This is a genomic window from Mesorhizobium sp. WSM4823, assembly GCF_055811195.1.
Genome location: NZ_JBVVQL010000020.1, coordinates 17,369 through 38,982, shown reverse-complemented (window position 1 = coordinate 38,982; position 21,614 = coordinate 17,369). Strand labels below are relative to the sequence as shown.

The following is a 21,614-nucleotide window of genomic DNA, read 5'->3' as shown; positions in this document are numbered from 1 at the left end:
CCCTCCATGTCCACAGAAAATGCGGTCAGCGCGGAAGAGATCAAGGTCAATGCCGCCAAGATGCAGGTTTCCACCACCGATGTCGCCATCGACATCATCGCCATGCATAAATGGTACGGCGAATTCCATGTGCTGAAGGACATCAACCTGAAGGTGATGCGCGGCGAGCGCATCGTCATCTGCGGCCCGTCGGGCTCCGGAAAATCGACGATGATCCGCTGCATCAACCGCCTGGAAGAGCACCAGAAGGGCAAGATTATCGTCGACGGCAAGGAATTGACCAACGATCTGAAGAAGATCGACGAAGTGCGCCGCGAGGTCGGCATGGTGTTCCAGCACTTCAACCTGTTCCCGCATTTGACCATCCTGGAAAACTGCACGCTGGCGCCGATCTGGGTACGCAAGACTCCGAAGAAGCAGGCCGAGGAAATCGCCATGCACTTCCTGACGCGCGTCAAAATCCCGGAACAGGCCAACAAATATCCCGGCCAGCTTTCCGGCGGCCAGCAGCAGCGCGTGGCCATCGCCCGCTCGCTGTGCATGAACCCGCGTATCATGCTGTTCGATGAGCCGACCTCGGCGCTCGATCCGGAGATGATCAAGGAAGTGCTGGAGACGATGGTCGGCCTTGCCGAAGAGGGCATGACCATGCTCTGCGTCACCCACGAGATGGGTTTTGCGCGCAAGGTCGCCAACCGAGTGATCTTCATGGACCAGGGCCAGATCGTCGAGCAGAACACGCCGGCCGAGTTCTTCGACCATCCGCGCCACGAGCGCACGAAACTGTTCCTGTCGCAGATCCTGCACTGATCGCTCTCATGCAAATCAGAAGAGCCCGGCCGAAACCCGGCCGGGCTCTTTTGCGTCCGAGTTGTCAGTCGGCGGTCGCGTCCCGGCTGCAAGACCGTCGCTCATGAAAAAGCCGTCCCTGATGAAAAGGTTTGGCCGTTTCCTCGCCATTCTGGTGGTGGCAATCGTGCTCGCCGTGATGCTGGGCACTTTCATTCCACGGCCGCTCTTGCCGGCAGCCGCCGCCGATCCCGTCGCCACCCGTCGCATCCTGGTGCTGAAAAATCCGATCCACACCGATATTGCCATTCCAGTCGATGACGATGTGCGCCGGCGCTTCAATTTCCTGGTCGATGGCGGCATCCCGGCCGACATGGCTGAAGTCCGCTACATCGTATTTGGCTGGGGAGGCCGCGCTTTTTATCTGGAGACGCCGACCTGGTCGGAACTCAAGGCGGGGCCGGTGATGAAGGCGCTGACCCTTGACGCTTCGGTCATGCATGTCGATGTCGCCGGCGACATTGTCGAGCCGCATCCTGACATCGCTGGCTTCGACATCGGCGAGGAGCGTTTTGCAGCACTGCTCGACTTCATCGCCGCGAGTTTCCAGCAAGGGCCGAAGGGCCCAATGCCGATCGAGAATGCTGCCTATTCCAGGTTCGACCGCTTCTACGAAGCCAACGGCCATTTCAATGCGCTGGTCGGCTGCAACACCTGGACCGCGGCTGCCTTGCGCACCGCCGGCCTGCGGACAGGCTGGTGGAACCCGCTGCCGGCCTCGCTGGACCTGTCGATGCAGATTTATAATTGATGCTTGGCGCTATTGGCCGCCGACTTCCGGCGGCTGCCAGCCATAGAGCCAGTCAAGATCGGCCGCGAGCTTTTCCGGCGAGCGCAGCTTCAGGAACAGGTTGCGCGCGACGGCCACCGGCCCGGAGGCATGCCAGGCGAGACGGTTGAGCGCACCGCGACGGGCGACCTTGGCGATGCGTGGACGCCGCACCTTTTCCCAGGCAGCAAGCGCGCCCCAGGGATCGGCTGGCGAGGCGGCGACAAAGCCGGCAAGGGTCGCGGCATCCTCGATTGCCATCGCCGCACCCTGCGCTGCAAACGGCGTCATCGCATGCGCCGCATCGCCGATCAGCGCGATGCCGGCGGGCGTCGTCCATGGCTGTGCCTGGTCGACCGTATGGATCGGCCATGCGGTCCACGGGCCGGCATCCTCGACAAGCCGGGCCAGTGCTGCCGCCGTGCCACGCATGGCGCCGGCGAGGATTTCGGGATCGGCGCGACCCGACCAGCCCTCGGTGATGATCTCGCCCCTGGTGAAGGCAGCCAGGTTGAACGCCGCACCGTTGCTGACCGGATAGGCGACGAGGTGGAAGCCGGGATGCAGGAAGGTGGTCACGCAATCGGCGGCGCCGATCGCCGTAAAAGCTTCGCCCGCGACACTGTCTGCGCTGATCGTAGCGCGCCAGGCAAGCTCGCCCGAAAACCGGCTTCTGGCCGCAACCCCGCCAAAAGCGCGGACCTCCGACCAGACGCCATCGGCGCCGATCAGCAGAAAGCCGTCGGCTTCGACTGTCTTGCCGGCAATCTCGACTGTTGCCGTGGTATGGCGCGGTCCCGCGGCAATGCCGCCGACGCGCGCGCCGGTGACAAGACTGATATCAGGCTGTTCGGCAAGGCGCGCCATCAGCGCGTCTTGCAGATCAGCCCGATGAGCGACGAGATAAGGCGCCTGCCAGCGCCTTTCGGCTGCTTCGCCAAGCGGCACTCGCGCCAGCTCGCGCAGCGTGGCGGCGTCCTTGAGCACGACCGCCTCCGGCCGCACCGTCGCCGGCCGCAGCCGCTCGAGCACACCGAACTGGCGAAGGATGCGCGTCGCGTTGGGCGAGAGCTGGATGCCGGCGCCGGCCGCTTCCAGGCGCGGCGCCTGTTCGAACAGCCGCACCAGATAGCCGCGCTCGGAAAATGCCAGCGCCGCAGTCAGTCCGGCGACGCCGGCTCCGGCGATGACGACCTGCCGAGACCGGGTGTCGTCCATAGGGATGGCGTGCGCTTCAGGCGGCCTGGTCGATATAGAGACATCCCGCAGGCTGCGTTTCCGTCGCCTTCAGCTTTGGCGAATAGCGAAAAAGCGTCGAGCAATAGGGGCAGACCTTTTCATTGTCGTCGCCCATGTCGAGAAACACATGCGGATGGTCGAAAGGCGGGTTGGCGCCGGTGCACATGAATTCCTTGACGCCGATGTCGATCGCCGCATAGCCCGCATCGTTCTGGAAATGGGGAATGGAACCGCCTGCCATCGTCGTCTCCTACATCTGCCGCATGACCCGGATCACGCGCAAGATCAAAATTCTACCGCTTCCTTTGCGCGTCCAAGGGACGCGCTGCGCTGTACCTGGATTGCATCTGGATCATAACCCGTCTCTTTGCAAGATCGATGAAATCAAACTGTCGTAAAAGCCTGTCACAGGATAAGCTAAGCCGGTTAAGGCATGGCCGCGAAAATCGAATTCGGTTTCGTCGGGGATCATGCGTAGCTTAAAAGTGGTAGAGCGTCCTTTGCGTACCCGGAATGACGCGCGACGCTGTGGCCAGCGGGTGCGAAACGAGCAGGAACCATGAACGAACTAAAGCCGGTGCAGAGCGAATTCACCACTGTGGAGGTGGCGAGCCCAGAGGGCGGCAACCCGGACCGCTTTGTCAACCGTGAGTTTTCCTGGCTGCAATTCAACCGCCGCGTCCTCGAGGAATCGCTGAACGCCAATCATCCGCTGCTCGAGCGTGTCCGCTTCCTGTCGATTTCGGCCGCCAATCTCGACGAGTTCTTCATGGTCCGCGTCGCCGGCCTCGCCGGCCAGGTCCGCGAAGGCATCACGCTGAAGAGCCCGGACGGCCGCACCCCCGAACAGCAGCTGGAACAGTTGCTGCGCGAGGTCGAGCGTCTGCAGGAAGATCAGCAGAACAGCCTTTCCGCGCTGATGCTGCTGCTCGACAAGGAAGGCATCGAGAGCATCAGCCGCGATGCGCTGACCAAGGATGAGAAGACCTGGCTCGAGGATCATTTCCAGGAGCAGGTGTTTCCGGTGCTGACGCCGCTATCGATCGATCCGGCACATCCGTTTCCGTTCATTCCCAATCTCGGCTTCTCGATGGCCCTGCAGCTGCGCCATCGCAGAAATGGCGAGGAGATGAGTGCGCTGTTGCGTCTGCCGGTGGCGCTGAAGCGCTTCATCCGCTTGCCCGACCGCAAGCACCATATCCGCTTCATTCCGCTGGAAGAGGCGGTCGGCCTCTATATCGGCAAGCTTTTCCCCGGTTATGAAGTCAAGGGCTCCGGCACGTTCCGCATCATCCGCGACAGTGACATCGAGGTCGAGGAGGAGTCCGAGGATCTCGTGCGCCTGTTCGAGACGGCGCTGAAGCGCCGCCGCCGTGGCTCGGTCATCCGCATCGAATTCGACAAGCTGATGCCGGCCGAACTGCGCGACTTCGTCGCCGGCGAACTTGGCGTTTCTTCGAGCCGCATCAGCGTGCTTACCGGTCCGCTGGCGCTCAGTCAGATTTCAGAGATCGTCGCCATCGCCCGCGACGATCTCAAATTCAGGCCCTATAATCCGCGCTTTCCCGAACGCATCCGCGAGCACGGCGGTGACTGTTTCGCCGCCATTCGCGAGAAGGACATTATCGTCCATCACCCCTACGAATCTTTCGACGTGGTGGTGCAGTTCCTGCGCCAGGCGATGGCCGATCCGGAAGTGGTGGCGATCAAGCAGACGCTCTATCGCACCTCGAACGACAGCCCGATCGTGCGCGCTTTGGTCGACGCCGCAGAGGCTGGCAAATCGGTTACGGCCCTGGTCGAGCTCAAGGCGCGTTTCGACGAGGAAGCCAACATCCGCTGGGCCCGCGACCTCGAGCGCGCCGGCGTTCAGGTCGTCTTCGGCTTCCTCGAACTGAAGACCCATGCGAAAATGTCGCTGGTGGTGCGGCGCGAGGACGGCAAGCTGCGCAACTATGTCCATCTTGGCACCGGCAACTACCACCCGGTCACCGCGCGCATCTACACCGACCTGTCGTTCTTCACCACCGATCCGACGATTGCCCGCGATGTCGCCCAGCTGTTCAACTTCATCACCGGCTATGCCGAGCCGACCGAGGAGATGCGGCTGGCCATCTCGCCCTTCACGCTGCGCAAACGCATCCTCAAGCACATTTCGAACGAGATTGCCCATGCGCTGGAGGGCAGGCCGGCCCGCATCTGGATGAAGATGAATTCGCTGGTCGACCCGACCATCATCGACGCGCTCTATGACGCCAGCCGCGCCGGCGTCGAGATCGATCTCGTCGTGCGCGGCATCTGCTGCCTGAGGCCTCAGGTGCCGGGCCTGTCGGAAAACATAAGGGTCAAGTCGATCGTCGGCCGCTTCCTCGAACACAGCCGCATCTACTGTTTCGGCAACGGCCATGGACTGCCGTCAGACGGGGCTGTCGTCTACATCTCGTCGGCCGATTTGATGCCGCGCAATCTCGATCGCCGCGTCGAGACCATGGTGCCGATCACCAATCCAACTGTGCATGAACAGGTTCTCGGCCAGATCATGCTGGGCAACATCATGGACAACCAGCAAAGTTTCGACGTATTGGCTGACGGAACCTCCCGGCGCGCCGTGCTTGAGGAGGGCGAGGAACCGTTCAACGCGCAGGAATACTTCATGACCAATCCGAGCCTTTCCGGACGGGGCGATGCGCTGAAATCGCATGCGCCCAAGCGCATCGCGCAGTTCAAGCGCCGCAAGAAAAACGGCGCAGCGTCCGGCTGATGATTTCAGCGTCCCAGGGCCGGCTTCAGGACCGCCGACCGCTGTCCATCATCGACATCGGGTCGAACTCGATCCGTCTTGTCGTCTATGAGGGGCTGTCGCGCTCGCCGACCACGCTGTTCAACGAAAAGATGCTGGCTGGCCTGGGCCGCGGCATCGTTTCGACCGGAAAGCTCGACCCCGAGGCGGTGACCCGCTCGATGGACGAGTTTCGCCGTTTCCGCGCGCTGTCCGAGCAGGCCGGCGCCGAGCATATGTATGTGCTGGCGACCGCCGCCGCCCGCGAGGCGATCAACGGCCCCGATTTCATCCACCGCGCCGAAGATGTGCTCAAGACCGAGGTCCAGGTGCTGAGCGGACGCCAGGAAGCTCATTATTCCGCGCTTGGCGTCATTTCCGGCTTCCATCCGGCCTACGGCATCGCCGGCGACCTCGGCGGCGGCAGCCTCGAACTGGTCGACGTCGACGGCGAGACGATCGGCGACGGCATCACGCTGCCGCTGGGGGGCCTGCGCCTGCAGGACATGGCGAAGAGCTCTCTGGCTCAGGCGGGAAAGATAGCGCGCGACGAACTCGCGAAAGCAAAGCTCCTGAGCGGCGGGCGGGGCAGGCCATTCTACGCGGTCGGCGGCACCTGGCGAAACCTCGCCCGGCTGCACATGGAAATGACCAACTATCCGCTGGCAGTCATGCACCACTACGAGATCGGCATCGACAGCGCTGCCAACTTCCTTAAGCAGGTGGCCAAGGGTGAGATCGAGAAGGTGAAGGGTATCGAGGGCGTGTCGAAGAATCGCCGCTCGCTGCTGCCTTATGGCGCCATCGTGCTTCAGGAGATCATGGCGGCGATGCAGCCGTCCAAGATCATCGTCTCGGCGCTGGGCGTGCGCGAGGGCTTTCTCTATTCGCTGCTCGACGAAGCCGAGCAGAAGGCGGATCCGCTGATCTCGGCCTCGGAGGAACTCGCCCGGCTGCGCTCGCGCTCGGTCGCCCACGCGCATGAGCTTGTCGAGTGGACGGGCAAGGCCTTTGCCGCCTTTGGTATCGACGAAACCGACGATGAGAGGCGCTATCGCCAGGCCGCCTGTCTGCTTGCCGACATCGGCTGGCGCGCGCATCCCGAATATCGCGGCAAGCAGTCGCTCAACATCATCGCTCATGCCTCCTTCATCGGCGTCGACCACCCCGGGCGAGCCTTCCTGGCGCTTGTCAATCTGTTTCGTCACGAAGGCTTGTTCAACGAAGCCGCTCCGGAAATCCGGGGTTTGGCGACGCCGCGCTACCTCGAGCGCGCCCGCGCACTGGCCGCGGTGATGCGCGTCGTCTACGTGCTGACGGCGGCGATGCCGGGCGTCATGCCGCGGCTGAAATGGGAGAGCCGTGGCAATGGTGTGCTGGCGCTGGTGTTGCCGGCCTCTTTGTCCGATCTTTACGGTGAGCGGCCGGCCGGGCGCCTGGCGCAACTGGCGAGGGTCACCAATCGCCGGCTGGTGCTGGCAGTCGAGGGCGGGTCAAGCGCGCCAGCCAAGTAATCTGGCTCAGTCTAGTAGCCTGGTTCGTCAAGTTGCGTCGGCACCGGTCCCAAACGCCCGCCCGTCGATCGAATGAGCGCCGGCACCTGCCATCGCCAGCGCCAGAAAACCGCCTGATAGGGCGATGTCCTTCATCAGCATCTGTGAATGCATGAAGGTCAGCGTCGGATCGTCGCCGCCCTGGCCATAATGGCCGATGACGCCTGCCGCGATGCAGAAGGCGGCAAGCAGGAGTGCCACGATTGGCGTCTTGAGGCCGACGAGAATGAGCAGTCCGGCGATCAGCTCGAATAGGCCCGTCGCCCAGGCTACGAGTGTCGGCAGCGGCAGGCCAAGGCCGGCAAAATAGCCTGATGTGCCGCCAATGTCGCTAAGCGCGTGGAGGCCGGACGGAACGAACAGGGCGGCGAGCAGAAGACGGGAAAGCAGAAGCAGCGCATTGCGGGGCATCGTCAGCTCCGATCTTGGCGACCGATTGGCCTTTGCCGAGGGCCGATGCTAGCAAAGTTCCGGCCAGCAGATCGACGGGCATAAACCTACAACGAAAAAGGGGCACGGAAAATTCCGCGCCCCTTGCTGCAACAGCTATTTAGCTTGCGTCAGCCGCGCTTGGCGTCGACCGAATAGGCGCCGGCTCCCGAGGAAGCCAGCACGAGGAAGCCGCCGGCAATCGCCAGGTTCTTCATGAAACTGATCATCTGCATCTGATCGGCCCAGCCGGTGTGGGCGACCAGCCCGGTAGCGACTGTGAAGACCGCCAGCACCCAGGCAACGACCCGGGTTTGGAAACCGATCAGTATAGCAAGGCCGCCGAGCAGCTCGAGCAAGCCGACGACAACAGCCGTTACGGTCGGCATCGGCAGGCCCATGCTGCCGAAGTAGCCGGCGGTGCCGGCGATCGCAGTAAGCTTGCCGAAACCGGAAAGCACGAAGATGACTGAAAGCAGGACGCGGCCAAGCAGGATGGTGGCCGAGGCGTTGGAAACGGTGCCGGAACCGGCAACGGATGTGTTGGTGGACATGGTGACTCTCTCCGGAAGGGGTTGTAGTGCCGTTGAGATAGAGCAGGTCGACTGTTCACCAAAGATGCAGATTTGGTTACAGATCGTTCACAGTAGTAACGTTTTTGCGATCAACGCAAAAATCATCCGGGATGACGTGGCGTCACCCGGGATGTGTCATGTCCTCCGGCCGCACCAAGCGATCGTAGTCGGCTTCGGTAACCAGCCCGGTGGCCAGCGCTTCCTCGCGCAAGGTCGTACCCTTCTTGTGCGCGGTTTTGGCGATCTTGGCGGCGTTGTCGTAGCCGATGGTCGGCGCCAATGCCGTCACCAGCATCAGCGAACGCTCGAGGGCAGCCTTGATGTTGTCTTCCCGCGCCTCGATGCCGACGACGCAATTGTCGGTGAAGGAGATGGAGGCGTCGGCGAGCAGCTGCACCGACTGCAGGAAATTATAGGCCATCAGCGGGTTGTAGACGTTGAGCTCGAAATGGCCCTGACTGCCGGCGAAGGTCACAGCCGCATTGTTGCCGAACACCTGGATGCAGACCTGCGTCAACGCCTCGCATTGGGTGGGGTTGACCTTGCCCGGCATGATCGACGAACCGGGTTCGTTTTCCGGCAGCGACAGTTCACCAAGGCCGGAGCGCGGACCGGAGCCGAGCAGACGAATGTCGTTGGCAATCTTGAACAGGGCGCCGGCGCAGGCATTGATGGCGCCGTGCGAGAACACCATGGAATCATGGGCCGCCAGCGCCTCGAACTTGTTCGGCGCGGTGATGAAGCCGATGCCGGTGATGTCAGCGATGCGCGCCGCCACCTTTTCGGCAAAGCCGACCGGCGCATTGAGGCCGGTGCCGACGGCGGTGCCGCCCTGTGCCAGTTCCTGCAGGCCGGGCAGCGTCATCTCGATGCGCTTGATCGACGAGGCGACCTGCGCTGCATAGCCTGAGAATTCCTGGCCAAGGGTGAGGGGCGTCGCGTCTTGCGTATGCGTGCGGCCGATCTTGATGATGTGGGCGAAAGCTTTGGTCTTGGCCTCGAGCGCCGCATGCAAATGTTTCAGCGCCGGCAGCAGGTCGTGCACGATGCGCTCCGCGCAGGCGATGTGCATGGCCGTTGGATAGGTATCGTTCGACGACTGGCTCATATTGACGTGGTCGTTGGGGTGTACTGGCTTCTTCGACCCCAGCACGCCGCCCAGCAGCTCGATCGCCCGATTGGAGATCACCTCGTTGGCGTTCATATTGGACTGTGTGCCCGAGCCAGTCTGCCAGACGACCAGCGGGAAATGATCGTTGAGCTTGCCGTCGATGACTTCCTGGGAGGCGTCGATGATCGCCTTGCCGATAGCCGGGTCGAGCCGCTTCAGCTCCATATTGGCTTCGGCCGCCGCGCGCTTGACGATACCGAGCGCGCGAACGATCGACGTCGGCTGCTTTTCCCAGCCGATTTTGAAATTGCCCAGCGAACGCTGCGCCTGCGCGCCCCAGTAGCGGTCGGCGGCGACCTCGATGGGACCGAACGTGTCGGTTTCGGTTCTGGTCTCTGGCGCGCTCACTTGGTCTCTCCGGCTTGCAATTTTGCAAACGGCCTATCGCGTTGCACAAAAGCCTTCAAGCGAAGATTGCGGGCGATAAGAATGCAAATCGGTTTGAAGAGCGCCTCTTACCCAACAAGCAACGATCGTGAGGTCGGAGATAGGCGCAAGGTCTCGGTCGATCCCGCCAGACATGTCTGGACCTTCTGCTGCAATGCCTGCCACTCCGGAGAATCGGCAAGCGCCGCTTCAAGGTTTGCATGAGCGTCCGTACTGTCGAAGCCCGCGGCACTGATAAAAACGTTTTCACCTAAGCGCACCGGCAGGCGGGGAAAGCTGTTTTCGGCATGCTCGGTGACGAAAGCAGCAAGCGGCCGCGCGCCAAGTGCCGCCAAGACAGGAATGGCGTCGGTTTCGAAGCGGCTGGCGAAGTCGGCTTCGGCATCAGGCCGCAGATGATGAATCTTGATGACAACGATACCCGACAAACGATTGTTTCTGCTCGGCTTTTCGTGATCCTGAAAAGCCGCTCGTTGCGAGCCCGTTAGGTCGAAGCCCGCGCCCGGCCATGCGGGTTTCAGCAACAGCACGTCGTCGGAGTCAATCATGGTGGCGTTGGCGGCATCGCGCCAGGCAGCCCACACGGGCCCCTCATAGAACGCAGCCAGTGCATTTTTCCTCGCTTCCATGCCGTCGAAGCCGCGCAGCCAGACGAACATGTCAGGCCGGTCGAGATCGCGGAACTGGCCGATGATGGTCATCCCTGCCGCTTCCTGACCCTCGATCAGGTGATTATCGAAGATGCCGATCAGCGCATCGCGCTGGCCGGGTTTCAGCGTGTATTGCCTGAGCTCGACGACCGGCGAGGCGTTGAGGCCGGACTTCGACGGGGCATTCAGGGGCAGGCTCATCATGCAATCTCCAAAACAGGGTAATCATCCTGTTTTATAAACAGACTGGTTGTCCTGTTTTGTCAATCTGCTATCTCTAGGACATGTCAGCAGAGATGATCACTCGCCCAAAGGCGTTGCCCGGGAAACGCACCAACGACCCGGAAGGCCTGCGCAAACGCGTGCTCGATGTCGCCGAAGCCTCCTTTCAGGCGCGCGGCTACCACGCTTCCAGCATCGGCGACCTGATGGCGGCGGCTGATGTCACCGGCGGCGCGCTGCACCATCATTTCCCGACCAAGAAGGCGCTGGCGCTGGCGGTGATCGAGGAGCGGGTGGCGGCGGCCGTGGAAGAAACATGGATCGCGCCTGTGCAGGCGGCAGGCTCGGCGCGCGAGGGGATACGCAAGGTGTTCGACACCGTGGCGGCGGAACTGGAACAGCAGGGTTTCGTGCGCGGCTGCCCGCTCAACAATCTGGCGCATGAACTGTCGCTCGCCGATCCGGATTTTCGCACTGCCCTTGCCGGCATCTTTTCGGCATGGCGCGAGGCGATTGCCGATAAGATCAGGGCAGATCAGCAAGCGGGCAGGGAGCAGGGCATCGACCCGCAGCGCTTGGCAGCACTAGCGGTCGCCACCTATTCCGGCGCCATGTCGATGGCCAAGACGACGCAGGATTCTGCTGTGCTGCGCGATTGCCTGATGGCGCTGGAGCCGGGTGCTGTCCCGGCAAGAGCGAAGCGACGTCGCCGGGTGCTGCTGCGCTCCGGAACCCTTTGATGTCGGGGGACAACACCCCCTCTGGCCTGCCGGACGGAGGGGGTGGGAAGGCTGACGGGGCTACTCCGCCAATGGCTTGATCGTCTCGTAGCCGACCACGCTTTCGCCGCTGGTGCCCTCGTCATAGCGCCTGGCCAGAACGGCCTGCAGGTCGGGGGCGTAGAGCGCGGTGAATTCATCCTGTGTCTTGCCGGCCTCATTCTTGATCGTCTGCCTGACAGTGAGCACGTTGTATTTGCAATCGCCCAGGCTGAACGTCTCCTTGCCTTTGACGTCGATCTCGAGCGTCTCGGTGCCCTTCGGTTGTTTGTTGGGTGCGAGACGGACGAACACGGTCTTGCTTTTCGCCCCGGCCTTGAGCGGAAACAGCTTTCTGAGATCGGAAAACGGGATCACGGCAAGCTGACCGGTCTCGCTGTCGCGAAACACCTCGATCAGACCGCCGAACAGAAACTGCGTCTGCGGCGATTGAGACTCGTATCTGTTGGCAACCGACACCATTCCACCCGCCGCCGGCCGAAACTCGCTGTGGATGCCGGGCCTTTCGAGAATAAAGCCGGCTTTGGCTGCCTTGGCGTCGATGCACTCCGCACCATGAGCGGCGCTCGCCAGGATGGTGAGTGTCGTGCCGATGGATATAGTCTTCATAGCGTCCTCCTCTGCCCGTGAAAGTTGAGTTCAGACACCGAAAGAAATGCCAGACCTGCGGCACCGTGTCGACATTCCGTTCGGGGCAACTGGACGAAGAGGCGCTGGCTGTGCTGAACTTCGCGCCATGAATTCCATCTCGGCAGGATCACTCTCCCGGCGCAGCTTCCTGGCGCAAGCGGCGGGGCTTGCCGCGGCCGGCGCCCTTGCGCGACCAGCGCTTGGTCAGACCCGGCAGCCTGTCGACGCCACCTTCCTGTTCGTCGCCGATGTCCATGCCTGCCGCATGGCCAGCGGGCTGAGTCCCAATTGCCAGCAGGAAGGCAAAACCGACGCCGCCCTGCTGCGCAGTGTTGCCGCGTTGAACGGCCTTGGCGAAAAGGAGTGGCCGGCCGAAATCAACGGCATCGCCACCGGCCTGCGCTCGGCCGGCAGCCGCATCGGCACGCCGCTCGGCCTCGTCGTCGGCGGCGATATGACCGACGACGGCGGCGGCCAGGTCACCCAGCCCAGCGAAGGCACGCAGCTCCTTCAGTTCAGCCAGCGTTACCAGGAGGGTGTCGGCCCCGATCGCGTGCATGTGCCGGTCTATGTCGGGCTCGGCAACCACGATCTCGACCAGAACGGTCCGCCGCAGCACGTCGACTGGTACCGCCGCGAAATGCGTGACTACGTCGAGGTCAATCACCGCTCCGGCGTGTTCTTCAAGCCGCCGGTGCCGGTGACCGACTACGATGTCGACACCGACTGCTATTCATGGGACTGGGGCGGCCTGCATCTCGTGCAGACACACCGTTTTGCCGGCGACACCGGCCACGGCGCGGCATCCGGCCTGCCATGGCTGAAGCAGGATCTGGCGGCCCACGCGGCGGACGGCCGCCCGGTCATCCTGTTCCAGCACTACGGTTGGGATGTTTTTTCGATCGAACGGTGGGATGCCGCCAAAAGTACCTTCGACGATGACGGCACTGGAGCGCCGCATTGGTGGAGCGCGGCGGACCGGCAGGCGCTGCTGGCAGCACTGAAGGGTTACAATGTCATCGGCATTTTCCATGGCCACCAGCATGAGACACCGATGATCTACCGCAGCGACGGGCTCGATTTGTTTAAGCCGAAGGCCGCCTATATGGGCGGCTTCGCGCTGGCGCGGGTGACCAGCGACGGCATGGACGTGGTGCTTGGCGAAGATGTTGGCGACCGTGGCGAGGTCGCCTTCACCAACGCTTTCTCGAAGAGCCTGAGCTTCTAACGACATCAATTAAGGCAAACAGGGCAAGCCGCCTTCCTCATCGCTGTCGAAACGGCCGCGCACGGATCAGAGCGCCTTCCTGACCCTGTCCTTCACGTCGCCATAGGCCTTCTGCAATTTGCCGGCGATCTTGTCGGCCGAGCCTTCAGCCTGGATGCGCCGGTTGCCTGTGGCCTTGCCGGCGGCTTTCTTCACCGAACCTTTGACCTGCTTGGCCATGCCCGCAACCTGATCCTTGTTTACCATGGGCCGCATCTCCTGGGATTAATTTGAGAAACGGGCGGCTGGGTTTTCGGTTCCGGGTCCGCGGAGGTGGCGAGGGGGGTACAGGGCCGGAGCCCGGTCCTGCCCGCCGGCGGCCAAGCGGCGATCGCCGCTCACCATAAAAGAACGCCCCTCGCGCGTTTTATTGCACGGGAGGCGTCCTTTATGTCAGCCTTCCTGAGATTGCTCTCGTGAACTGCTGACGATACCCAAAATGCACGGGTGCCAAAATGGTTCCCGGCATAGCGCGTTTTTCAACAGCTGCGCTCGACCGGTTTAGGCGCCGAATCCGCCATTGAATCTCCTGCCTCAGCCAGGCTTACGGTGACCGGTCCGTCCGGTGGCGAAAGCAAAAATTGACACGGCGCTAAAAGAAATCTATAAGAAATTCGTCGATATTTGTTTGACTGACTTTTGTTATCCGCGTGCCTAGGCGCGCCTTTGACGAACTTCCCCCATCAAAATCGAGACAAACGCTGTTGTGCATTCGCATGACGGCGAACGAATATTTGCCACGGAAAGGGTTCGTTATGAGCACAGGCACAGTTAAATGGTTCAACGCCACCAAAGGTTTTGGTTTTATTCAGCCTGACGACGGCTCGGCCGACGTTTTTGTCCACATCTCGGCCGTAGAGCGCGCCGGAATGCGCGACATCGTCGAGGGCCAGAAGCTCGGCTACGAGATGGTCCGCGACAACAAGTCGGGCAAGATGTCTGCCGATCAGTTGAAGGCGGCCTAAAACGGAATTCAGCCTCGCCGGTGACCACGGATGTACTGGCACTGGTGAATGCAAATTTCGCGCATGGTCTCGGAAACATCAGTTTCCGGAAGGATCATGCGCAGAATGAGAAAGTGCCAGCGCGTTCATGTGGATGCGCGGCGCTCCAGCGGAAGGTCAGGCAATGCCTGGCCTTTTGCATTTGGGGCGCTTCAAAAGTTCGAAAAGAGCACCGCGCGTTCGCTTGAACGTGTTAAGGGTGCTTCAGCAATTTGAATCCGACTGCCGTATTGCTTTGTGCGTGGTCCTGGTCGAAAGACCGGTCTCGCCATTTGCGGCATTACGCTCCGAACCGGGAGAAAGACCTTGACCGCCACTTCAAAGAAATCCCGCGACCAGGCCGAATCCATCTTCAGCAAGACCCAGACCCAGTCCATGTCGCTCAACCGCATCATTTCCGAACAGGATGCCGCCAGCCAGGCCCGGGAAGCCAAGACCGCGCGACTGCGCGAACTGCGCCTGGAAAAGGAAGCCGACGATATGGCTGCCGCCGCCGCGCTCGCCGCCTCGCCGAAGCGCGTGGGCAAGCGCTGATGGCTACCAAGCGCGTCCCGCAAAAGGCGATCGCCGCCGATTCGACCATCGCCGATGTCGTAGGAGAGCTCGACAAGCCGGTCGAATATGTCCGGCGCGTGCTCGAAAAGCTCGAGCGCTGCAAGCGCGCCCATGGCGATGCCCAGGTCCGCCTCGGCGTGCGTGGCCGCTCCGAATGCCCGAACTACCTGATCGAGTATGTCCGCGAAAATGCCAAGACCCATGAGCGGGTCACCCATCAGGACGCCGCCTATAGCGGCAGCACGCATCGCGAACTGGCGCCCCGGCACATCGAGGAGGCCAAGAACTGGTCGCCCGAGGAAATGAACATCACGGCGGTCTCGGCGCTGATCGGCCGCCTTCGCAACCCGAATGCGCCATCATCGCGTTTCTCCGACGAGGATTGATATGGCTATAAAATTCTCCGCCAAGGACCAGCCGGTGGCATCCACTGCCACCGCAAAGCTGGCCAAGCCGGTCGCTGCGCCGAAAGCCGACGTTACCGCCGAGGCCGCGACCGATCTGTTCAAGTCGCCGGCGGAAGTGGCGTCGCGCAAGACCAGGAAGAAGAAATAGCCTCCTTGCCGCGAAAAGCCGATCTGGATCCGGTTGCGTCAGGGCTGCTTGCCCTGGCGAGTGGAGACTTTTCGTCTCTGGAGGAAGGCGACGTCCCTCACTTCGACTGCCAGAGCTGCGGCGCCTGCTGTTCCTATTCGGCCGGTTGGCCGCGCTTTTCGACCGAAGATGACGCGCAGCTCGACTGCATCCCGCAAGACTATGTGGCTGCCGACGAAGCGGGCATGCGCTGCGACGGCGTGCGCTGTTCGGCACTTTCCGGCGAGGTCGGCAAGTCGACCGCCTGCGGCATTTACGAGGTGCGCCCGGACGTCTGCCGTGCCTGCATGCCCGGTGGCGACGATTGCCTGATGGCGCGCAGGGCGCATGGATTGCCGGTGGAGCTGCCGATCGCCTCCCTCCACCACAGCTTGTGCGGCGAGCCCTGACTGGATACCCTTTCCGCTGGGCAGGACAGCGGAGGATCAATCGTGAGCATCGAATTCTTGTTGACGTCGCTGATTGTCGTGGCTTCGCCCGGCACCGGCGTTCTCTATACGCTGAGCGCCGGGCTTTCGCGTGGCGCGCGCGCCAGCATTATCGCTGCTTTCGGCTGCACGCTCGGCATCATCCCGCATATGGCGGCGGCCATCACCGGACTGGCGGCGCTGCTGCACACCAGCGCACTCGCCTTCGAGACGATCAAATATCTGGGCGTCGCCTACCTGCTCTATATGGCCTGGAATACGCTGAAGGAAAGCGGCGGCTTGAACGTCGGGCGGGATGTCGCGCCGCGCTCGGCCGGCAAGGTGATCACCTCGGGCATCCTCATCAATATCCTCAACCCGAAGCTGTCGATCTTCTTCTTCGCCTTCCTGCCGCAGTTCGTCAGCACCACCGAACCGCACGCGCTGTCGAAGATGCTGGAGCTCAGCACCGTCTTCATGCTTTTGACCTTCGTCGTCTTTGTCGGCTACGGCATCTTCGCCGCCTCGATCCGCAGCCATGTTGTGTCGCGGCCGATGGTGTTGATCTGGATGCGCCGAACCTTCGCCGGCGCCTTCGTCATGCTTGGCGCCAAACTGGCGCTGACCGAGAGGTAGTGCCGGCCCTAGCCCTTGACGTAGCCCATCGCCTCGACGATCCGCCCGTTCTCGACGCGCATCAGGTTGACGCCGCGCAACGAATGCCGTCGGCCATGAAATAGCGCGAGCTGGAGGCCGCTCTGCGCCCGAGGATAGAGCACGGTCGCGTGTAAGCGTGGCTGCGTCGATGCTGCCGTTTCAAAATGACGTCGTGATCCAATCCTTACAACGGCAGCGGCTTGCCAGCCTGCTCGGCCACCATGTACTCGGCATACCAGTCCGGCCAGTTCTCATCACGCTGGCCGCCTGTCCGCTTCTCGTGCTCGCCATGGGCCGCAGACGCACGCCGGAACGCGGCCGCGAGCTCGGCCGACGAGACAAATGTGGCGTCGTCAGCGTCGACGCGGCCGGGCGCTCGCGCAGTGACCTCCTGCAACAGCCAGACATTTCCGGACGGATCGCTGAAGGAGGCCCACGAGGAGTAGCTGCGCCGCTCAGGGTCCGGACCGCTGACACGGCCTTCATGGCCGGCATAGTGGTACACCTCGCTCACGTCGACACCGCGATCGGCGAGTTCGGCGCGCGCTGCCTCGATGTCTGACACCACGAGCTCGCCAACGCTTTCGAGGACATCGAGCTCGACCCGGGCATAGGGCCCTGGGGTGACCCCTGAGCCGAAGACTATCGAACACGGGGAGCCCGGAGGCGTAAACTGGATGACACGAAATTCGTCGCCTGTGATGTCGGCGTCGAGCCTCCAACCCAAGCCGCCGTAAAATCGCTTGGCTCGATCGATGTCCGAAACGGGGATGACGACGACTTCGAGCTTGATGTCGACCCTTCGCGCTGAAGGGATTGCGATTGTGGCTTCGCCGCGCTCCTGAATATCATTCATGACGATCTCCCTGGGTTTGGGTTGCGTTGCGTTATCTTCAACGCCACGCGCTCTGGCCGGTGCTCGCGGTGGCTGTTCATGCATGCAAGCGGGATTTAAGGAACGGGGCCGCACCTATGCCGCCGAACCTCGTGATGCTCTTCTGGATGTGCGCATATCCGGTAACGCGAACTCGCGCCCGCTAGTCCGAGATGGACTTCGCAGCGGACGAACGCACCCTACGTTTTGGCAGGCTGGTCGCTAAATCAGCAAAAAATATTAGCGGCTAAATATCGTAGCATTCTTACTGTATTGCAGCAAATCAACTCCCAAAAACCAAAGTCCAATCGAGGGCGAGCGAACTTTCGTTGGCGGTCATGGACAGGGATCTCGCGCCGCGCTCGGCCGGCAAGGTGATCACCTCCGGCATGCTGATCAACATCCTCAACCCGAAGCTGTCGATCTTCACCACCGAACCGCATGCGCTGTCGAAGATGCTGGAGCTCAGCGCCGTCTTCATGCTTTTGACCTTCGTCGTCTTTGTCGGCTACGGCATCTTCGCCGCCTCGATCCGCAGCCATGTTGTGTCGCGGCCGATGGTGCTGATCTGGATGCGCCGAACCTTCGCCGGCGCCTTCGTCATGCTTGGCGCCAAACTGGCGCTGACCGAGAGGTAAGCCAAGCTGCCGGGTGGGCGGTTGATCATCGCATTTGCTAAGGAATTTCGTGGGGGCGACGGCTGTCGCGCCTCTTGCTTTAATACATGGGGCCGAACCAATTAAGATCAAGAATTGGCATTCGGCTTTTTATGCTTAGATTGCGGAGCCCTGACTGAAAGAGGGCTCAAAATCATGCAGCAATTCGAAATAGGCGCTCGCGACGCCGAGCGCTTGGCGAGCAGTAGTGCCGATCGCATGGCGATTTCCCATCAGATACTGATTGTCGGAGGCGGTCCGACAGGGTTGATGCTGGCGGGCGAACTCGCCCTGGCGGGCATCGATACCGCCATCGTCGAGCGTCGCGCCAACCAGGACCTTGCCGGTTCCCGCGCCGGAGGCCTGCACGCCCGCACGATTGAGGTTTTCGATCAGCGTGGCATTGCCGACCGGTTTTTGTCGCAGGGGCAAACTGCCCAGGTGGCCCGGTTCGCAGACGTCACCATGGACATCAGCGACTTTCCCACTCGGCACAATTACGGGCTCGCTTTGTGGCAGAGGCAGATCGAGCAGATACTGGCTGAATGGGTCGCTGAACTCGGCGTCACGATCTATCGCGGCCTCGAGGCGCTGGGCTTCGTGGAGAGAGATGCGGGCATCGACATCGAATTGTCCAACGGCACGTTTCTGCATGCGGATTATCTCGTCGGCTGCGATGGCGGACGGAGTCTCGTGCGCAAAACGGCCGGTATTGATTTTCCCGGTTGGGACCCGACGACCAGCAATTTGATCGCTGAGGCAGAGATTTCAAGCGAACCGGAATGGGGCATCCGCCGCGACGCCATCGGCATTCATGGCCTCAGCAGGATGGACGGTCCGGTGGTGCGCATATTGGTGACCGAGCGGCAAACAGGTGCCGCGGGCGAACCCACGCTCGCCGATCTCAGCCAGGCGTTGATCGATGTTTACGGCACGGACTATGGTGTCCACAATCTGAGATCACTTGGTCGCTTTACCGACATGACCCGGCAAGCGGCGTCCTACCGCAAGGGACGGGTGCTGCTTGCTGGCGACGCCGCGCACATCCACTCGCCGGATGGTGGCCAAGGTCTCCAGACCGGCGTGCAGGACGCAGTAAATCTGGGCTGGAAGCTGGCCCAGGTGGTGAAAGGGATTTCCCCCGACAGCCTGCTCGACACTTACCATGCCGAGCGTCATCCGGTTGCCGCGCGGGTTTTGCGCACCACGATGGCATCGGTTGCGCTGCGCCGCGGAGACGAGCGCACTAATGCGCTGCGCGACACGATGACGGAATTTCTTGCCATGGAGGAGCCACGCCGGCGCTTTGCCGGCATGATGTCCGGTCTCGATATCGCCTACGACTTTGGCGAGGGGCATCTATTGCTTGGCCGTCGCATGCCCGACCTCGATTTAGCCACCGACGCCGGTCCGCAGCGGGTTTTCGCGCTGCTGCACGAGGCCCGACCGGTGCTGCTCAATTTTGGCGATCCCCTTGCTTTCGACCTCAGCCCATGGGCCGACCGGGTCCGCCCTGTCGACGCTCGCTATGATGGAGCGTGGCAGCTTCCGGTGATCGGTGAGGTCAGCGCGCCCAGCGCCGTGCTGATTCGGCCCGATGGTTATGTCGCCTGGGTTGGCGGCACGGCTTTGACGGGCCTTCGCGAAGCGCTGACGCGCTGGTTTGGACCATCCGCGGCGTAGGAAGACGGATGGCAACTCGCCCGGAATCTACGTCCTGCTGGCGGGCTTCCGGGCGAAGCCCTATCCCTTGACGTAGCCCATCGCCTCGACGATCCGCCCGCTCTCGACGCGCATCAGGTTGACGCCGCGGATAGAGTTGCCGTCGGCCATGAAATAGCGCCAGCGGATCGTCGCCCGCTCGCCGGCAATGAAGGTTTCTTCCACGTCAAAGCGCGTGCCGGCCTGGGTGGCGATCGCCGACCACAGCCCGACGCAGGCTTCGCGGCCTGGGTAGCGGGCGCCATCCGGCGCCGGTACGGTGTTCTCGATCACGCAATCCTCAGCCACCAGCTCGGCGAGCGCCGACGGGTCATGGCGCTCGAACACGTTGTTGAAGCGCCGCATGATCTCGGCCGTCTGCCCAGACAGCTCGTTCGCAGCCCTGTCCATGATAAGCTCCTGTGTCATCGTCACTCTCCTGGTTTCATTTACCCTTGACGAGCGTGGCCTTGAGCATGATGCGGGGCACGCCGGCAAGCGCGCGCGAGACGAGGCAGCCTGCCTTGGCGGACTGCGCAAGGCGCTCGAATTCGTCGTCTGCCAGATCCGCGATCGCCGCCTCGGTTTCGAGCTCGATGCGCGTGATCGTCGGCCCCGCCTCGGTTGCGCCGAGATGCACTCTGGCGATGGTGCGGATGTTTTGGGCGACGTGGCCGTCGCGGCCGAGGATAGCGGTCAGCGCCATCGAAAAGCAGCCGGCATGTGCGGCGGCGATCAGCTCTTCCGGGTTGGTGCCGGGGCCATTCTCGAAACGCGACGGAAACGAATAGGCGCCTTCGAAGACGCCGCTGCCAAGCCGCAAGCGGCCTGAACCTTCTTTCAGCGTGCCTTGCCATTCGGCCGAAGCTTCACGGACTGTCATTGGAGCTCTCCCTGTTGTATGTAGACTGATCTACATATTATATAGACCGGTTGTCATATTCCTGACAAGGCCTATAATGCTGTCTCTTGACAGAGGCTGACATGGCGAAAGACACACGCACCCGCATGATCGAAGCGACGGCGCTGCTGCTGAGGCAGCGCGGCTATCACGGCACCTCGCTCAACGATATTTTGAGCGCCTCCGGTGCGCCGAGAGGATCGCTCTATTTCCATTTTCCGGGCGGTAAGGACCAATTGGTTATCGAGGTGACGCGCGACAGCGTCGAAAAGGTCACGCAATGGATGGATGAGGCGCTCGCCGCCGAGCAGGACCCGGCGGTGGCCGTCCACCATATCTACCAGGCGGTGGCACGCATGCTGGAGGACAACCAGTTCACGCTTGGCTGTCCGATCGCGCCCGTGGTGCTGGACTCGCCGGCCAACATGCCGGAGTTGGCCGAATTATGCCGGTCGGCTTTCCAGCAATGGGTAGGCTTGCTGCAAGCGGCCTTCGTCAGGGCAGGGGTGCCTGAGCGCCGCGCCCACGCTCTGGCGTTGCTTGTCGAATCATCGCTGGAAGGGCTGATGGTGATCGCGCGCGCCACCCGCGACCGTGCCCCGGTGCTGGCGGTGGCCGATGAGGTCGCCGCGCTGGTGGAAAGTGCATTGCCTGCCAAAAAGGTCGCTGTCACAGCGCGTTGACGCTTCACGCCTCATCGCTTTTGAGGACGGCGCGGAGTCCTGTCGAGGGGCCGAAAGGCTGAACAGAGATGGTTCCAGCCCTGCAATCCATGCCGTTACTATTGCCAAAGCGTACAGGGATACAGGAGGTCCCGCCTGCCGATCGAGGCTGGCACGGCGATTGTGGTGCATGACAAACAAAAAGGGGGGGCGCGCGGGGCCCCCGGGGGGGTGGTGTCGGGTGGGGGGCGGGGGGTTGTTATTAAAGCCCCCCCGCCCCCCCCCCCCCCCCCCCCCCCCCCCG

Annotated in this window: 26 protein-coding genes and 1 pseudogene; 15 read left to right on the top strand and 12 right to left on the bottom strand. The window is 62.3% G+C overall.

What is annotated here, in order from left to right; translation table 11 throughout:
* Positions 1 to 6 precede the first annotated feature (6 nt).
* Together AC0L26_RS29490 and AC0L26_RS29485 are read left to right on the top strand one after the other, a co-directional pair.
* Positions 7 to 810, top strand: a complete 804-nt coding sequence (locus AC0L26_RS29490; protein WP_352932481.1) for an amino acid ABC transporter ATP-binding protein — start codon at positions 7 to 9, stop codon at positions 808 to 810.
* A 121-nt stretch (positions 811 to 931) separates the two neighbouring features.
* Positions 932 to 1,600, top strand: a complete 669-nt coding sequence (locus tag AC0L26_RS29485; protein WP_473635766.1) for a TIGR02117 family protein — start codon at positions 932 to 934, stop codon at positions 1,598 to 1,600.
* A 9-nt stretch (positions 1,601 to 1,609) separates the two neighbouring features.
* On the opposite strand, the gene AC0L26_RS29480 is transcribed toward AC0L26_RS29485, so the two are convergent.
* Positions 1,610 to 2,836 carry an FAD-dependent monooxygenase gene (locus AC0L26_RS29480; RefSeq protein WP_473635728.1) on the bottom strand — a complete coding sequence of 409 codons (1,227 nt, stop codon included), beginning with the start codon at positions 2,834 to 2,836 and terminating at the stop codon, positions 1,610 to 1,612.
* Positions 2,837 to 2,852: 16 nt separating this feature from the next.
* Entirely contained in the window at positions 2,853 to 3,098 is a 246-nt protein-coding gene (locus tag AC0L26_RS29475; RefSeq protein ID WP_254026757.1) for a zinc-finger domain-containing protein, read from the bottom strand.
* A 318-nt stretch (positions 3,099 to 3,416) separates the two neighbouring features.
* On the opposite strand from AC0L26_RS29475, the gene AC0L26_RS29470 reads away from it, so the two are divergent.
* On the top strand, positions 3,417 to 5,618 hold the full coding sequence (locus AC0L26_RS29470; protein WP_473635727.1) for an RNA degradosome polyphosphate kinase: 2,202 nt from the start codon (positions 3,417 to 3,419) through the stop codon (positions 5,616 to 5,618).
* Positions 5,618 to 7,150 carry an exopolyphosphatase gene (gene ppx / locus AC0L26_RS29465; protein ID WP_473635726.1) on the top strand — a complete coding sequence of 511 codons (1,533 nt, stop codon included), beginning with the start codon at positions 5,618 to 5,620 and terminating at the stop codon, positions 7,148 to 7,150. Before AC0L26_RS29470 ends, ppx begins: the two co-directional genes overlap by 1 nt.
* Positions 7,151 to 7,177: 27 nt before the next feature.
* Here ppx and AC0L26_RS29460 read toward each other — a convergent pair whose 3' ends face one another.
* From AC0L26_RS29460 to AC0L26_RS29445, 4 genes are all read right to left on the bottom strand, one after another.
* Entirely contained in the window at positions 7,178 to 7,600 is a 423-nt protein-coding gene (locus AC0L26_RS29460; protein ID WP_473635725.1) for a DoxX family protein, read from the bottom strand.
* Positions 7,601 to 7,749: 149 nt separating this feature from the next.
* Positions 7,750 to 8,172: a DoxX family protein gene (locus tag AC0L26_RS29455; protein WP_352932495.1), complete on the bottom strand. Its 423-nt coding sequence runs from the start codon at positions 8,170 to 8,172 to the stop codon at positions 7,750 to 7,752.
* Between the two features lie 142 nt (positions 8,173 to 8,314).
* On the bottom strand, positions 8,315 to 9,712 hold the full coding sequence (gene fumC / locus AC0L26_RS29450; RefSeq protein WP_473635724.1) for a class II fumarate hydratase: 1,398 nt from the start codon (positions 9,710 to 9,712) through the stop codon (positions 8,315 to 8,317).
* 107 nt (positions 9,713 to 9,819) lie between these two features.
* Positions 9,820 to 10,602 carry an NIPSNAP family protein gene (locus AC0L26_RS29445; RefSeq protein ID WP_473635723.1) on the bottom strand — a complete coding sequence of 261 codons (783 nt, stop codon included), beginning with the start codon at positions 10,600 to 10,602 and terminating at the stop codon, positions 9,820 to 9,822.
* Positions 10,603 to 10,697: 95 nt separating this feature from the next.
* Here AC0L26_RS29445 and AC0L26_RS29440 point away from each other — a divergent pair, with 95 nt between their 5' ends.
* Positions 10,698 to 11,363: a TetR/AcrR family transcriptional regulator gene (locus tag AC0L26_RS29440; RefSeq protein ID WP_473635722.1), complete on the top strand. Its 666-nt coding sequence runs from the start codon at positions 10,698 to 10,700 to the stop codon at positions 11,361 to 11,363.
* Positions 11,364 to 11,423: 60 nt separating this feature from the next.
* On the opposite strand, the gene AC0L26_RS29435 is transcribed toward AC0L26_RS29440, so the two are convergent.
* Positions 11,424 to 12,011, bottom strand: a complete 588-nt coding sequence (locus tag AC0L26_RS29435) for a hypothetical protein (RefSeq protein WP_473635721.1) — start codon at positions 12,009 to 12,011, stop codon at positions 11,424 to 11,426.
* 127 nt (positions 12,012 to 12,138) lie between these two features.
* On the opposite strand from AC0L26_RS29435, the gene AC0L26_RS29430 reads away from it, so the two are divergent.
* Positions 12,139 to 13,260, top strand: coding sequence for a metallophosphoesterase (locus tag AC0L26_RS29430; protein WP_473635720.1), 1,122 nt, complete (start codon positions 12,139 to 12,141; stop codon positions 13,258 to 13,260).
* Positions 13,261 to 13,326: 66 nt separating this feature from the next.
* On the opposite strand, the gene AC0L26_RS29425 is transcribed toward AC0L26_RS29430, so the two are convergent.
* Complete coding sequence (locus tag AC0L26_RS29425) at positions 13,327 to 13,515, bottom strand: CsbD family protein (RefSeq protein ID WP_352932508.1); 189 nt, start codon at positions 13,513 to 13,515, stop codon at positions 13,327 to 13,329.
* Between the two features lie 539 nt (positions 13,516 to 14,054).
* Between AC0L26_RS29425 and AC0L26_RS29420 the strand changes: the two genes are divergently transcribed.
* From AC0L26_RS29420 to AC0L26_RS29395, 6 genes are all read left to right on the top strand, one after another.
* Positions 14,055 to 14,264 carry a cold-shock protein gene (locus AC0L26_RS29420; protein WP_010915421.1) on the top strand — a complete coding sequence of 70 codons (210 nt, stop codon included), beginning with the start codon at positions 14,055 to 14,057 and terminating at the stop codon, positions 14,262 to 14,264.
* A gap of 345 nt (positions 14,265 to 14,609) precedes the next feature.
* Complete coding sequence (locus AC0L26_RS29415; protein WP_473635719.1) at positions 14,610 to 14,837, top strand: hypothetical protein; 228 nt, start codon at positions 14,610 to 14,612, stop codon at positions 14,835 to 14,837.
* Positions 14,837 to 15,244 (top strand): hypothetical protein, encoded by a 408-nt coding sequence (locus tag AC0L26_RS29410; protein WP_352932513.1) that lies wholly within the window; start codon positions 14,837 to 14,839, stop codon positions 15,242 to 15,244. Before AC0L26_RS29415 ends, AC0L26_RS29410 begins: the two co-directional genes overlap by 1 nt.
* 1 nt (position 15,245) lies before the next feature.
* Positions 15,246 to 15,413, top strand: coding sequence for a hypothetical protein (locus tag AC0L26_RS29405; RefSeq protein WP_473635718.1), 168 nt, complete (start codon positions 15,246 to 15,248; stop codon positions 15,411 to 15,413).
* Positions 15,414 to 15,418: 5 nt separating this feature from the next.
* On the top strand, positions 15,419 to 15,841 hold the full coding sequence (locus tag AC0L26_RS29400; RefSeq protein WP_473635717.1) for a YkgJ family cysteine cluster protein: 423 nt from the start codon (positions 15,419 to 15,421) through the stop codon (positions 15,839 to 15,841).
* 42 nt (positions 15,842 to 15,883) lie between these two features.
* Positions 15,884 to 16,495 (top strand): LysE family translocator, encoded by a 612-nt coding sequence (locus tag AC0L26_RS29395; protein ID WP_473635716.1) that lies wholly within the window; start codon positions 15,884 to 15,886, stop codon positions 16,493 to 16,495.
* A gap of 8 nt (positions 16,496 to 16,503) precedes the next feature.
* On the opposite strand, the gene AC0L26_RS29390 is transcribed toward AC0L26_RS29395, so the two are convergent.
* Together AC0L26_RS29390 and AC0L26_RS29385 are read right to left on the bottom strand one after the other, a co-directional pair.
* Positions 16,504 to 16,638, bottom strand: a complete 135-nt coding sequence (locus AC0L26_RS29390) for a hypothetical protein (RefSeq protein WP_352932528.1) — start codon at positions 16,636 to 16,638, stop codon at positions 16,504 to 16,506.
* A gap of 62 nt (positions 16,639 to 16,700) precedes the next feature.
* Positions 16,701 to 17,372, bottom strand: coding sequence for a VOC family protein (locus AC0L26_RS29385; protein ID WP_473635715.1), 672 nt, complete (start codon positions 17,370 to 17,372; stop codon positions 16,701 to 16,703).
* A gap of 356 nt (positions 17,373 to 17,728) precedes the next feature.
* Here AC0L26_RS29385 and AC0L26_RS29380 point away from each other — a divergent pair.
* Positions 17,729 to 18,028 (top strand): annotated as a pseudogene (locus AC0L26_RS29380) (LysE family translocator); the annotation flags it as partial.
* Positions 18,029 to 18,265: 237 nt separating this feature from the next.
* Positions 18,266 to 19,729, top strand: coding sequence for an FAD-dependent monooxygenase (locus tag AC0L26_RS29375; protein ID WP_473635765.1), 1,464 nt, complete (start codon positions 18,266 to 18,268; stop codon positions 19,727 to 19,729).
* 60 nt (positions 19,730 to 19,789) lie between these two features.
* On the opposite strand, the gene AC0L26_RS29370 is transcribed toward AC0L26_RS29375, so the two are convergent.
* Positions 19,790 to 20,176 carry a nuclear transport factor 2 family protein gene (locus AC0L26_RS29370; RefSeq protein ID WP_473635714.1) on the bottom strand — a complete coding sequence of 129 codons (387 nt, stop codon included), beginning with the start codon at positions 20,174 to 20,176 and terminating at the stop codon, positions 19,790 to 19,792.
* Between the two features lie 16 nt (positions 20,177 to 20,192).
* Positions 20,193 to 20,630, bottom strand: coding sequence for an OsmC family protein (locus AC0L26_RS29365; RefSeq protein WP_473635713.1), 438 nt, complete (start codon positions 20,628 to 20,630; stop codon positions 20,193 to 20,195).
* Between the two features lie 101 nt (positions 20,631 to 20,731).
* On the opposite strand from AC0L26_RS29365, the gene AC0L26_RS29360 reads away from it, so the two are divergent.
* On the top strand, positions 20,732 to 21,331 hold the full coding sequence (locus AC0L26_RS29360) for a TetR/AcrR family transcriptional regulator (RefSeq protein ID WP_473635712.1): 600 nt from the start codon (positions 20,732 to 20,734) through the stop codon (positions 21,329 to 21,331).
* Positions 21,332 to 21,614: the final 283 nt, after the last annotated feature.

Bases quoted from the DNA above. Each gene is read 5' to 3' on its own strand.
- AC0L26_RS29490 (WP_352932481.1), top strand. From the start codon at position 7: ATGTCCACAGAAAATGCGGTCAGCGCGGAAGAGATCAAGGTCAATGCC.
- AC0L26_RS29485 (WP_473635766.1), top strand. From the start codon at position 932: ATGAAAAGGTTTGGCCGTTTCCTCGCCATTCTGGTGGTGGCAATCGTG.
- AC0L26_RS29480 (WP_473635728.1), bottom strand. From the start codon at position 2,836: ATGGACGACACCCGGTCTCGGCAGGTCGTCATCGCCGGAGCCGGCGTC.
- AC0L26_RS29475 (WP_254026757.1), bottom strand. From the start codon at position 3,098: ATGGCAGGCGGTTCCATTCCCCATTTCCAGAACGATGCGGGCTATGCG.
- AC0L26_RS29470 (WP_473635727.1), top strand. From the start codon at position 3,417: ATGAACGAACTAAAGCCGGTGCAGAGCGAATTCACCACTGTGGAGGTG.
- ppx (WP_473635726.1), top strand. From the start codon at position 5,618: ATGATTTCAGCGTCCCAGGGCCGGCTTCAGGACCGCCGACCGCTGTCC.
- AC0L26_RS29460 (WP_473635725.1), bottom strand. From the start codon at position 7,600: ATGCCCCGCAATGCGCTGCTTCTGCTTTCCCGTCTTCTGCTCGCCGCC.
- AC0L26_RS29455 (WP_352932495.1), bottom strand. From the start codon at position 8,172: ATGTCCACCAACACATCCGTTGCCGGTTCCGGCACCGTTTCCAACGCC.
- AC0L26_RS29445 (WP_473635723.1), bottom strand. From the start codon at position 10,602: ATGAGCCTGCCCCTGAATGCCCCGTCGAAGTCCGGCCTCAACGCCTCG.
- AC0L26_RS29440 (WP_473635722.1), top strand. From the start codon at position 10,698: ATGATCACTCGCCCAAAGGCGTTGCCCGGGAAACGCACCAACGACCCG.
- AC0L26_RS29435 (WP_473635721.1), bottom strand. From the start codon at position 12,011: ATGAAGACTATATCCATCGGCACGACACTCACCATCCTGGCGAGCGCC.
- AC0L26_RS29430 (WP_473635720.1), top strand. From the start codon at position 12,139: ATGAATTCCATCTCGGCAGGATCACTCTCCCGGCGCAGCTTCCTGGCG.
- AC0L26_RS29425 (WP_352932508.1), bottom strand. From the start codon at position 13,515: ATGCGGCCCATGGTAAACAAGGATCAGGTTGCGGGCATGGCCAAGCAG.
- AC0L26_RS29420 (WP_010915421.1), top strand. From the start codon at position 14,055: ATGAGCACAGGCACAGTTAAATGGTTCAACGCCACCAAAGGTTTTGGT.
- AC0L26_RS29410 (WP_352932513.1), top strand. From the start codon at position 14,837: ATGGCTACCAAGCGCGTCCCGCAAAAGGCGATCGCCGCCGATTCGACC.
- AC0L26_RS29405 (WP_473635718.1), top strand. From the start codon at position 15,246: ATGGCTATAAAATTCTCCGCCAAGGACCAGCCGGTGGCATCCACTGCC.
- AC0L26_RS29385 (WP_473635715.1), bottom strand. From the start codon at position 17,372: ATGAATGATATTCAGGAGCGCGGCGAAGCCACAATCGCAATCCCTTCA.
- AC0L26_RS29375 (WP_473635765.1), top strand. From the start codon at position 18,266: ATGGCGATTTCCCATCAGATACTGATTGTCGGAGGCGGTCCGACAGGG.
- AC0L26_RS29370 (WP_473635714.1), bottom strand. From the start codon at position 20,176: ATGACACAGGAGCTTATCATGGACAGGGCTGCGAACGAGCTGTCTGGG.
- AC0L26_RS29365 (WP_473635713.1), bottom strand. From the start codon at position 20,630: ATGACAGTCCGTGAAGCTTCGGCCGAATGGCAAGGCACGCTGAAAGAA.
- AC0L26_RS29360 (WP_473635712.1), top strand. From the start codon at position 20,732: ATGGCGAAAGACACACGCACCCGCATGATCGAAGCGACGGCGCTGCTG.